The organism is Neptuniibacter sp. UBA6509 (genome assembly GCA_002435145.1).
Lineage (GTDB): Bacteria > Pseudomonadota > Gammaproteobacteria > Pseudomonadales > Balneatricaceae > Neptuniibacter.
This window is the reverse complement of record DJLT01000028.1, coordinates 1-11254: the sequence shown is the minus strand read 5'-3', so window position 1 is coordinate 11254 and position 11254 is coordinate 1. Positions and strand designations below refer to the sequence as shown.

The window sequence follows — 11254 nt, the reverse complement described above, 5'->3', positions numbered from 1 at the left end:
TCAAAAAAATCTAAGTATTTCGGCGCGTTTTGCCCAAGTAACTCAACCTTCTTGTTTTCTATCATGCTTCCCTGTGATTCAACTAACTCTTCCGCGCTATAGCCGGAAAAAATAGCTCGCGTATTAGATTCAATTTCAGGCAAGATAAGTCTGTCTAAGTAATCAACGCCAATTAATTTGTGGAGGTTAGGTAAGCTACTTTCAAGTAGCGTAAAGCGGATAGATATTTTTATATGTACTTTAAATCCGTGCTTACTTAGAACGTCGAAATCATGTTGGTGCGTCTGTTCATTAACCTTATAGACTGTCATACGGTTAAAGGGATTTATTATATGCAGGCCATCTTTGTATACTTTATTAGTTTGGGTTCCATTGTCAAAACGTTTCCACAAAACACCCGCCTCTCCAGGGTGCATATTAACAAACATACCTTTAACGTGTGGCACAGCTATTACTGTGATTGCAATGATTAAAATAAGACCGCATAGTTTGGCTAGTGCTTTCTTAGATGAGAGACAGTTTACCAAATCTGAATACCTCATAAGATTAATAATTTCTGTGAATGGGACGTTTATTTTCTTAGGCTAAAACATAACACTAAGCTTTATATCGCTGAAGGGTAGTCGAGCGAGGCTTTTTATGTGAATCGGGTGCTGCTCTTGAGTAGGGGCTTTAGATACTCATATATCCTCAAGAAATATGAGTTGTTTATCATGAAGCCCTCTATTTTTAATAGATATTGATATTGTGTAAGGATCGACTTGTGTTTCGAGGTTTATGAATAGTTTTCTGGACGTACCTTTACCCGTTAAAGAGTTCTGCCAGTCAATGCTTGAAGCTGTTAATACTTATAACTGAAATATAGCCAGTCTTTACTTAATATCCCCGCTCGATTAGCTGGAACCTTTTTTGTTAAAAGCGTACGGCTATGGAGTTCTTTTAAGGGTTTAACCGCTCACGAGCTCGCTCTGATAGTTCTTTACCTGATGTTTTCTCAGTCATCTCAAGTTCATGATGCATCGCTGTTTTGGCTAGCATATGGGCAGTAACAGGTGCAGTAATGAGCAAAAAAAGTGTAATAAGTAGCTCATGTAGGCTTAAGTAACCCTTCTGATAGGTGACAAGTATCATGGATGCTATAAGTAGGCAGCCCATACCTAAAGTAGTTGCTTTGGTTGGTGCATGTAAGCGGCTGTAAAAGTCAGGTAGTTTTACAAGACCTACCGAGCCAATTAAAACAAAAGCACTTCCCAAGACTAAAAAAGTTGATATTAACAGTTCTATCCAAAATTCCATTATGTTTATCCTAACTGGTCTTTTTTACTAGGCTAAATATAGCGTTTATTCGATCAGATCTCCGCGCAAAATGTATTTGCACATTGCTGCTGTACTGACGAAGCCTAGCATGGCAATCAATAGTGCCGCTTCAAAATATAAAGTTGTATTTGAGGAAATGCCAAACAAGATGATCAGCGCAATGCTGTTGATATACATAGTGTCCAGAGCAAGAATTCGGTCAGGTCTGCTAGGCCCTTTAAAAAGTCGCCATAAATTCAGTATCAATGAGATACAAATGAAAATGGTAGCAATCATTACTGCTGTAGTTAACATTCGAAAATCTCCATAAGAGGGCGCTCATAACGGTGCTTTATTTCAGTGATAAGTTCATCTTTATCCGTTAGGTTTAGGACATGCACATAGAGCCATTTCTTATCTTCGGAAATCTCTGCGCTGACGGTACCAGGAGTTAGTGAGACGGTACTGGCAAGTATGGTGATCGGAAATTCATGTTGAATATCCAATGGGATAGCAATAAAAGCAGGATTTAACTTCTTGGAGGACCTAATAACGAGTTGTGCGACTTCAAAGTTAGCGATAATGATATCCCAGATAACCATTAGCATATAGCGCATGCTTGCAAAGGGCTTACGAAAGCCCGGTTGTGGGCTTTGCATGCCAGATGTTAACAAAGGTATGGTTAACGCTAAAAAAGCCCCTAATACTATATGTCCAGGTGCCACAGTATTGTTCACTAACAGCCAGATAATAAATAGCATAAGGGAATGCAGTGGCATGGGTAGCCAACGAAAACTTGATTTAGTATTCATTGTTGATCCCCTTTTGTAAGTGCGCTGTAAACAGGCTGTGATCTGTCGTGCAGTTGAGCTGCAGCCTGATTAGTATAATCTGTCAAAACTCCTCCAAACACTGTCAGAAGCGGTGACAAAGACAGTAATAATGCTATAGCAAGTAACTTGAGCCGGGGAGGTGGGGAGCTATTTGTATTTTCGCCAGAAGAGCGCCAAAACAGCGTTGTGCCTGCTCGCGACATCGCCACAAGAGATGCCAGTCCAGCGATCAAAACAACCGGCCAAACCCACGCGATTTCTGCCACGCCTTCAGCTGATTGTAAAATGAGCACTTTGCCAACGAAGCCTGAAAGAGGTGGCATTCCTACTACAGTGAGAGCAGCAATGAAGAATGCAATGCCAATGATTCTGCCATTATTTAGTTTACGCGCGGTTACATATCGATCCTCTGCTTTCCCTCGTTGTTTACTGATGAGGTCAGCGATGAGAAATAAAGCGCCGGTTATAAAGGTAGAATGTATGAGGTAGTAAAGTGCAGCTGAAGTCGCAGCTTCACGTTCCATGGCAATGGCCAGCATAAGCGTGCCCACAGAGACAATGACTAAGTTTGCTGTAGTCATTCTTAAGCTTGGGCTCGCTAGAACACCGATGGCACCGATGATTAACGTTAAAATTGCTAATGGCCAGAGCCAAGGAGCGGCAATACTAGCAAGCGCTCCAGCATCTTCACCAAAGATAGTCGTATGTACGCGAAGGATACTGTAAATACCCACTTTGGTCATTATGGCGAAGAGCGCAGCAACAGGCGCGCTGGCGGCTGCATAGGTTCTGGGTAACCAGAAGTGTAAGGGAAGTAAAGCGGCTTTGAGTCCAAAGACAACTAACAATAATAGACCGCCTGTTTTTGCTAATGATTGTTCATGCACATCTAATAAACGGACTTTGTTGGCCATATCCTCAATATTAAGGGTGCCGAGGATGCCATATAAAATACCTAGAGCGAACAAGAAGATACTTGAGCCAACGAGATTTAGAATCACATAATGAACGTTGGCTTTGGTTTTTTGTTTACCGCCGCCATGTATTAGTAATGCGTAGGACGCTATCAGCAGTACTTCAAAAAACACAAATAGGTTAAATATATCTCCAGTCAGGAAAGCACCATTAACTCCCATGATGAGGAACATAAATAGAGGGTGAAAATACATCCCATCATTATCATCACCTGCACAGGCATAAAGCTGTGAGCCTAATCCAAGCAATGTGGTTAACAAGACCATTATGGTTGACAATCTATCGGCGACTAAGACGATACCGAAAGGCGGTTGCCAGCCTCCTAATACGTACATCTGCGTTCCTTGCTGATGGCTTGTGAGTAAAAGTAATGCCGACACAATTACCGTGCTAATCATGATAAGCACAGCAAAAGTACGATGCCTAGTGATTGAGTTGCTTAACGGTGGCAGTAACATAAGGACCGCCGCGAGCATTGGTAATAAAATAGGAAGAATAGGCAAGTGTTGCATTAACTATTCCTCTTGTTAGAAAAACGGGAGTTATTTTGCTGGACAGGGACTTGTCCGTCTACATGATCATTACCTTGGTCTGCACGGGAACGCATGGCTAAAATAACTACAAATGCTGTCATAGCAAAACCTATTACGATAGCGGTTAGTACCAGTGCTTGAGGTAATGGATCGCTATATTCTACAGATTGGCCTAATACGGCCGCGCCATCTAGTTTTAGACGACCACTGGCAAAAAGAAATAGGTTTACAGCGTAAGATAATAGAGTGAGCCCTATTACAACGGTAAATGTCCTTCCTCTTAGAACGAGAAAGAATCCGCAGGTAGTTAATATGCCGACACAGAACGCGTAAATAGCTTCCATTAATCGTTCTCCTTAATCTGAACACGTTCACTAGTAGTTAATTTACCTAAGTTGGCAAGTATCAACATTACGGCACCTACGACAGTTAGATATACGCCTAAATCAAACAGCATGGCACTGGCAAGCTCAAATTTTCCAACCCATGGTAATTTGAAGTAATCAAACCAAGTAGTCAGGAATGGCTGCTCAAAAAACCAGCTGCCTATACCGGTCAGGGTCGCAATTAATATACCGCCGGCAATGAGCCATTGATAATCAATATTGATTCTCGGTTTTATCCATAGAACGCCGTGCGCAATGTACTGCTGAATGATGGCGACGGATGTAATCAGGCCAGCGATAAAGCCCCCTCCAGGGAGGTTGTGGCCTCTCAGGAAAATGTAAACGGATACCAGCAACGCTAAGGGGAGGAGGGTCTGTGATACCATTTCAAGCATCATAGGGTGAGGATCATTGCTCCATTTTCGCCCGCTGTCATCTCGTGTGGGCATATAAATACGCATTTTGGCAATGAGTTTGAAAATACCTAATGCCGCAATGCCTAAGACCGTGATTTCGCCAAGTGTATCAAAACCTCGGAAATCAACCAGAATTACATTCACCACATTGGTTCCACCACCGCCCGTTTTACTGTTGGCTATGAAAAAGTCTGAAATGCTGTCTAATGGGGTCGTTAGCATTGCATAACACACAGTAGCGATGACGCAGCCAAGAAGACCAGAGAGAAGCAAGTCTCCACTTAAGCGTCTATTGGTGGATTCTTTTTTTCCAATCTGTGGTAAGAAGAATAGCGCAAGAAGTAACAGAATAATGGTGACAATTTCTACTGACAATTGTGTAAGCGCTAAATCGGGTGCTGAAAATTGAGCAAATGCTAATGATACAATCAATCCAACTACAGAAAGGAATATGAGTGCAAGAAACCGCTTTCTGTACCAAATTACGGTGGCAATCGCACTGAATACCAATAATACAGCCCCAGTTATCGTGACGCCATCAAGAGGTATTTGAGGGCGTGAGCCTATGTTCTGCGTTAAGTCTAATAGAGGCAGTGCCGCCATGACGAAGGTTAATAACAGCAGAAGGAAAATGTAACGTTGAAGAGAACCGTTTTCGATGGTCTCTATAATGCGCTGGGATACTTTGACAATAGTTTGTACGATACCTTCAAAGACTAGTTTTGCGTCAGCTTCATTAAAGTGTGACTGGAACTCAAAAAGGTGACGCCTATTGTAGTAAATCGTTATGCCTCCCATCATGGCAAGGAAGCTCATTAGTAATGGGATATTTAACCCATGCCATATGGCTAGATTATGAACGGGTACGTCATGAGCTAGCACGGCAAAAGAGGCTATCTGTAATAGGTCTCCGACTACATAAGCTGGGAAAATCCCCACAAGCAAACAGAGTGCTACCAGAACCTCTACCGGAACCTTCATGTAACGAGGAGGTTCTTTCGGGGTCTTAGGAAGGTCAATAGGTTCACCGTTGAAGAATACATCATGGATGAAACGTAAAGAGTAGGCGACGGAGAATGCTGCTCCAATTGTCGCTAACAGTGGAATTATCCAAGAGAGAGAGCCGAGAGTACTTTGGTTGAGGGTTTCAGAAAAAAACATTTCTTTAGATAGAAAACCGTTCAACAGTGGAACGCCAGCCATCGATAGTGCTGCAACAATGGCTAAAGTGGCAGTATAGGGCATGTACTTCCAAAGGCCATTAAGCTTACGCATATCTCGTGACCCTGACTCATGGTCGATTATTCCGGCTGCCATAAATAAGGACGCTTTAAAGATCGCGTGGTTGATAATATGAAATATGGCTGCGACGGCCGCAAGTTTTGAATTTAAGCCTAGTAGTAGAGTAATAAGGCCAAGATGACTGATTGTTGAATATGCAAGTAGGCCTTTTAGATCATGCTTAAATATGGCGATATAAGCACCGAAAAGCAGGGTAATCAAGCCGGTGAGGCTGACAATCATGAACCACAGATCGGTTCCTGCCAGTACAGGGTAGAAACGGGCCATTAGGAAAATGCCCGCTTTTACCATAGTTGCTGAATGTAGGTAGGCACTGACGGGTGTTGGAGCCGCCATTGCGTGGGGCAACCAAAAATGAAACGGGAATTGGGCTGACTTAGTAAATGCCCCTAAAAGTACTAGCACTAGCGCTACTGGGTAGTAAGAGTGTGATTGAATTAGATCAGCACTGGCTAACACAGTGTCGAGGTCATAACTATCAACCATGTCTCCAATCAATAGCAATCCAGCGAGTAGAGCAAGTCCACCTGCGCCTGTAACGGTCAAGGCCATGCGAGCGCCTTTTCTCGCCTCGGATTTATGTGACCAAAAGCTGATTAATAGGAATGAGCTGATGCTGGTGAGCTCCCAGAAGACCCATAACTGAATTAAATTGTTTGATATGACAATACCGACCATCGCACTCATAAATAAGACCAAATAAGCATAGAACTGCCCCATTGAATCTTTTGATGAGAGGTAATAACGAGCGTATAGAATAACTAAAAGACCAATGCCAAGGATCAATAATAAAAACAGCAGTGATAGTCCATCTAACCTGAATGAAAGGTCTAACCCTATAGCAGGTATCCAGTCTATGGATTGCCGAATTACTTGACTGTCAAATATATCGGCTGCAAACATCAGAACCAGAATGAGTGAGCACGCGGGTAATAATGCAACGGAAAGAGTGCAGATATTACGGCCAAAACGTTCTGTTAATAAAGGGACTAAAGTGCCAATAAGAGGCAATAGTACGACCCATAGCAGATTCATGTGAGGGGGGTAACTCCAGGTTAAATAGCGATATATCAAATAATAGACTGATTTTGTATGTTGTGTCTTAGTCTTGTTGCTATACAGCTCTAGTTGTTGAGGTATTAAATCTTAACAACGCTAATTCTAGACTTTTATGAAACAGCAAATTATTTCCCTTATAGTTCATTAGGATAGCTTTAGCTAATTTGTTGAGTCATTTTAAAGTAGACACTTTTTTATAAAGTTCATGATCATATACTTCTTACTCATCGTCAACAGTTGGCTGGGAGAAGCTTAGTCGCATATATGGCTTTACTCAGAATGTACTCAGGTCTGAATATGAACTTATTATTTACTTTTTTGAGTGTCTAAAGTGAAGCCTACATTTATATGCAGTGAATCAGGCTAAAGTGAATGGTAGGAGCCAGTGAAAAGTCACAACTGGCTCCTTAATATAACCCCTTATAATGCACAACAGCAGGTTATCCTTCTTCCAGGAAGTAAACAGAGCCTTGCATAAGAAGTGCTTTAAGCAGTTCTAGGTTTTCTTCTGTAGGGCTGATCTCTGTGTGGTAAAGGTTGGCACATAAGCTTTCTGCTAAGGTGACTTGGCCTTGACTGCACGCGCAACCTTTTCCGTCTATGAACAGGATGAAGTGGTCTTCAAAGCGGTTGAATGCGAAGCGGGAGCCTTCAGAGCGGCAGATGGGTATGCCTGAATCTAATAACTCTTTTATCTCTGATTGTTCCATGTCGCAGCTTTGTTCTGCGCCGTGTTCTTCGTTTTTTGGCTCGGTCATGAATTGGCCAAACCAGTGTGACAGCAGCTCGGGGCTGTCTATGTATTCATGCAGTATGGCTTTAACGCGGTCGAGTGCATCCGTCGTAATTTCGCCGGGGTTGTTCTGTTGCTTAAGATCGGGATCGTTGTAGCGATCTTCAGCGCTGGTGATATCTTCTAAGTAATCAGTGAAACCGGCGAACATCTCTTGATGAGAAGGTGCACGGAATCCGACAGAGTAGGTCATGCAGTCATCACCAACAGCGTAACCGTTGTGTCCTAAGCGTGGCGGTACGTAGAGCATATCGCCGGGTTCTAAGTCCCAAGTTTGCTCAGGGGTCCACTCTGGTATGATCATCACAGGGACGTCTGGGCGGCGGGGGGAGTTTTCATCATAAGTGCCGCCCACTTCCCAACGACGGGTTCCAGATGCTTGAATTAGAAATACATCGTAGTTGTCGTAATGTGGGCCTACGCCACCACCATCAGTGGCGTAGCTGACCATAAGGTCGTCTAGGCGCCAGTTTGGCGCAAACCGAAAGTGTTCTAGCAGCTCGTTGGCTTCTGGCACCCAATGATCGACCGCTTGGACTAAAAGTGTCCAGTGGGAATCAGGTAGTTCAGCAAAAGTATCCTCTGTTAGAGGACCATGTTTAAGTGACCAATCTTTACCATCGGCAGACTGAATAATTAAACGCGATTCTACATCGTCTTCTAAGGCCATGCCTGCCAGTTCATCAGGACTTAAAGGGGCCTCAAAATCTGGGAATGCGTTACGAATTAACAGCGGTTTCTTTTGCCAGTATTCGTTTAGGAATGTTTCTACACTGATGTCGCCAAAAGGGGAGTTCACTACTTGATTAGCTCCATTAGCTGTTCAACCGCGTCTTCCATCTGGTCGTAAACTTTACGTTTGTCGCGATTAGCTAAAGCTGCGATTTTGTTGTTACCGACTTTTTTTAGGCACTTTTGGATGATCTCTGCGTTTTCGCGAATACCTACTGCGTTGTAGCCCACCATTCTTGATTCATCTTGCATCTGTTTGATGCCATTTTTTAGTTGGTCGGCTTGGTCCAAAAGCTTTTGTAGATTTTCTTCCATCGTATTTGTCTCTTGTGTTAAATAAACAGTCGTATGATTTAGCTGTCTTATTTTTTTTCTAATTTTTCTACGGTCTCTTCAACAGACTTGAGTATGCCGCGAAGCATATTTAGCTCGGTACGTTCAGGGCGTGAACGGTTGAAGAAACGGCGCAGTTTATCAACTACTTTGCCTTCATGGTTGGGGATAATGAAGTTGGTCAATCGTAACACTTTTTCAAGGTGTTCATAAAACAGAGCCATCTCTTTATGGCGTGGATATTCTGACTCTTGCTCGGTGTTTGTCTTGTTTTCAGAGGCTACATAGACTTCATAACAAAGTAGCTGAATGGCCTGAGAGACATTAAGTACGGGGTATTCAGGATTTGCTGGGATATATACATGGAAGTTGCACTGCTGAAGTTCTTCATTGTGCAGGCCCATGGTTTCACGACCAAAGACTAAGGCGATATTTCCCTGTTTGGCTTCGCCGACAATTCTTTCGGCACCTTTTCGTGCATCTAAAAGTGGGAGATCAAAGGTTCTTTTTGTACGTGCGCTGGTACCGATTACTAACTGACAATCGGAGATCGCTTCTTCGAGTGTGTTTACTACAATCGCGTTTTCAAGTAGATCTTTAGCACCAGCCGAGCGTGAATCTGCTTCTTCGCTGGGGAACTCTCTAGGTTCAACCAGATAAAGATTGGTTAAGCCCATGTTTTTCATAGCGCGTGCGGCTGCGCCAATATTTCCAGGGTGGAATGTGTTAATCAGTACAACTCTTATATTTGAAAGCATTTAAGGCGATCTCACAAAGCATCAATAAAACGGTTAAGGTCAAAGATAAATAATTCTTTGTGCCATAGATGGGGTGAATGATCTGAACCTTCGTAGACGTGAAGTTCAGAACTTTTAATTGTGTTATTAACCCATTCGCGTAAATCAGCACAATAGAACTGACTTTCATCACCATAGATAAGCAGGGTTGGCTTTTCTATCGTGGGCAAAACGTCTCTATAATCCTGTTGGGTGATGTCCTCCCAGCAGGAGATGAGTAAGAGTTCAGGCTGCTTATCAAGGTGGTCACGCATCTGTTGGAAACCACGGGAATTTTGCTGAAAGTTTTCCAGTGATCGATGATTCATCCCATAAGCAATCAATTTCAGCACACTTTGGGTAAAGTCTTTTCTAAGCAGCTTGATGAAAAGCTCATTATGCCTTTCACTGAACTCGCCGTAGACACCATTTACCCAGTTACCGTCTGTAATAAGTTTTGGTGATTGGTCGATCATACATAAGCCGACAATTCTATCTTGACCGTGTCGGCGTATGTACTCCCAAGTCGTCAATGCTCCCATTGAGTGGCCTACGATAACAGCATCTTTAATCTCTAAGTAATTCAGAAGCGCATGCAGATCATCGGCCATCTGTTGTACCGACATATCTGTGTTGTCAGCATACTCATGTCCACCATGACCTCTCGCATCCCAGCAAACTACACGGTGGTTTTCGGCAAGTTCGCAAGCAAAGGGGAGCCACTCTCTTACATTGGCTGTCCAGCCGTGGAGAAAGACTAAGGTTTTGGGGCCTTTACCGAGAGAGATGAAGTGAATCAGGGTTGAGTCTGGGCGAGTGATAAATTCCATGAGCATAATCCACAATAACAAAACGGGGCATTAGCCCCGTTTTGATTATCTAAATTAAGCGCAAAAGCTCAGCTTAGATATTTTTTGCTTGATCAGCAGCGTTACCGATATAAGAATGCGGCGTAAGCTTTTTAAGTTCAAGCTTAGCTTCTTCAGGCATATCAAGCGTATCAACGAAGGCTAAAATCGTTTCTTTATTCATATCTTGGCCACGGGTGAGCGCTTTAAGCTTTTCATATGGCTCTTCGATTGCGTAGCGGCGCATAACCGTTTGAATCGGTTCTGCCAATACTTCCCATGAGTTCTCTAAATCATCATTTAGCTTAGCAGGGTTTAGCTCAAGTTTGCTTATACCTTTTAGGCTAGACTGGTACGCAATTAAGCTATAACCAAAACCAACGCCCATGTTACGAAGAACAGTAGAGTCAGTTAGATCGCGCTGCCAGCGAGAAACTGGAAGTTTCTGTGCTAGGTGGCTCATGATTGCATTCGCAATGCCCAGATTGCCTTCAGAGTTTTCGAAGTCAATTGGGTTAACTTTATGCGGCATTGTAGAAGAACCTACTTCGCCCGCAATTGTTTTCTGCTTGAAGTATGCCTGAGAGATGTAGCCCCAGATATCACGGTCAAAATCGATCAGAATCGTGTTGAAGCGTGCAACTGCATCAAAAAGCTCAGCGATGTAATCGTGTGGCTCGATCTGAGTTGTATATGGGTTAAAGCTTAGGCCTAGACTTTCAACAAAGTCTTTAGCATTTTCAGACCAGTCAATGTCTGGGTAAGCAGATAGGTGAGCGTTGTAGTTACCTACTGCACCGTTAATCTTACCTAAGATCTCAACCGCTTTTAGCTGTTTGATCTGGCGCTGCATACGGTATGCAACGTTAGCGAATTCTTTACCTACAGTTGTTGGAGACGCTGTCTGACCATGGGTACGAGAAAGCATTGGCTGTTCAGCAAACTCACGCCCTAGGTTAGCGATTTCATCTG

12 protein-coding genes are annotated in these 11254 nt (G+C 43.1%); all 12 read right to left on the bottom strand.

Translation table 11 applies throughout. From position 1 onward, the window contains the following. Window positions 1-527, bottom strand: a 527-nt coding sequence (locus B4K11_RS03645) for an SPFH domain-containing protein (protein WP_292959240.1), incomplete at its 3' end; no start/stop codon positions are given. A gap of 412 nt (window positions 528-939) precedes the next feature. After that, on the bottom strand, window positions 940-1296 hold the full coding sequence (locus B4K11_RS03640; protein WP_292954959.1) for a Na+/H+ antiporter subunit G: 357 nt from the start codon (window positions 1294-1296) through the stop codon (window positions 940-942). A gap of 45 nt (window positions 1297-1341) precedes the next feature. Next, window positions 1342-1611, bottom strand: a complete 270-nt coding sequence (locus B4K11_RS03635; protein WP_292954957.1) for a K+/H+ antiporter subunit F — start codon at window positions 1609-1611, stop codon at window positions 1342-1344. Beyond that, complete coding sequence (locus B4K11_RS03630) at window positions 1605-2108, bottom strand: Na+/H+ antiporter subunit E (RefSeq protein ID WP_292954955.1); 504 nt, start codon at window positions 2106-2108, stop codon at window positions 1605-1607. Before B4K11_RS03630 ends, B4K11_RS03635 begins: the two co-directional genes overlap by 7 nt. Next, entirely contained in the window at window positions 2105-3616 is a 1512-nt protein-coding gene (locus tag B4K11_RS03625) for a monovalent cation/H+ antiporter subunit D (protein WP_292954953.1), read from the bottom strand. The genes B4K11_RS03630 and B4K11_RS03625 overlap by 4 nt, the downstream gene beginning before the upstream one ends. Continuing rightward, complete coding sequence (locus B4K11_RS03620) at window positions 3616-3981, bottom strand: Na+/H+ antiporter subunit C (protein WP_292954950.1); 366 nt, start codon at window positions 3979-3981, stop codon at window positions 3616-3618. The genes B4K11_RS03625 and B4K11_RS03620 overlap by 1 nt, the downstream gene beginning before the upstream one ends. Beyond that, window positions 3981-6776, bottom strand: coding sequence for a monovalent cation/H+ antiporter subunit A (locus B4K11_RS03615; protein ID WP_292954947.1), 2796 nt, complete (start codon window positions 6774-6776; stop codon window positions 3981-3983). Before B4K11_RS03615 ends, B4K11_RS03620 begins: the two co-directional genes overlap by 1 nt. A 464-nt stretch (window positions 6777-7240) precedes the next feature. Further along, window positions 7241-8392, bottom strand: a complete 1152-nt coding sequence (locus tag B4K11_RS03610; protein WP_292954944.1) for a cupin domain-containing protein — start codon at window positions 8390-8392, stop codon at window positions 7241-7243. Next, window positions 8392-8640, bottom strand: a complete 249-nt coding sequence (locus B4K11_RS03605) for a hypothetical protein (RefSeq protein WP_292954941.1) — start codon at window positions 8638-8640, stop codon at window positions 8392-8394. Before B4K11_RS03605 ends, B4K11_RS03610 begins: the two co-directional genes overlap by 1 nt. 47 nt (window positions 8641-8687) lie before the next feature. After that, window positions 8688-9416, bottom strand: a complete 729-nt coding sequence (trmJ, locus tag B4K11_RS03600) for a tRNA (cytosine(32)/uridine(32)-2'-O)-methyltransferase TrmJ (protein WP_292954938.1) — start codon at window positions 9414-9416, stop codon at window positions 8688-8690. An 11-nt stretch (window positions 9417-9427) separates the two neighbouring features. After that, window positions 9428-10264, bottom strand: a complete 837-nt coding sequence (locus tag B4K11_RS03595) for an alpha/beta fold hydrolase (protein WP_292954935.1) — start codon at window positions 10262-10264, stop codon at window positions 9428-9430. Window positions 10265-10337: 73 nt separating this feature from the next. Continuing rightward, window positions 10338-11254, bottom strand: a 917-nt coding sequence (gene purB / locus B4K11_RS03590; protein ID WP_292954932.1) for an adenylosuccinate lyase, incomplete at its 5' end; no start/stop codon positions are given.

Bases quoted from the DNA above. Each gene is read 5' to 3' on its own strand.
- B4K11_RS03640 (WP_292954959.1), bottom strand. From the start codon at position 1,296: ATGGAATTTTGGATAGAACTGTTAATATCAACTTTTTTAGTCTTGGGA.
- B4K11_RS03635 (WP_292954957.1), bottom strand. From the start codon at position 1,611: ATGTTAACTACAGCAGTAATGATTGCTACCATTTTCATTTGTATCTCA.
- B4K11_RS03630 (WP_292954955.1), bottom strand. From the start codon at position 2,108: ATGAATACTAAATCAAGTTTTCGTTGGCTACCCATGCCACTGCATTCC.
- B4K11_RS03625 (WP_292954953.1), bottom strand. From the start codon at position 3,616: ATGCAACACTTGCCTATTCTTCCTATTTTATTACCAATGCTCGCGGCG.
- B4K11_RS03620 (WP_292954950.1), bottom strand. From the start codon at position 3,981: ATGGAAGCTATTTACGCGTTCTGTGTCGGCATATTAACTACCTGCGGA.
- B4K11_RS03615 (WP_292954947.1), bottom strand. From the start codon at position 6,776: ATGAATCTGCTATGGGTCGTACTATTGCCTCTTATTGGCACTTTAGTC.
- B4K11_RS03605 (WP_292954941.1), bottom strand. From the start codon at position 8,640: ATGGAAGAAAATCTACAAAAGCTTTTGGACCAAGCCGACCAACTAAAA.
- trmJ (WP_292954938.1), bottom strand. From the start codon at position 9,416: ATGCTTTCAAATATAAGAGTTGTACTGATTAACACATTCCACCCTGGA.
- B4K11_RS03595 (WP_292954935.1), bottom strand. From the start codon at position 10,264: ATGGAATTTATCACTCGCCCAGACTCAACCCTGATTCACTTCATCTCT.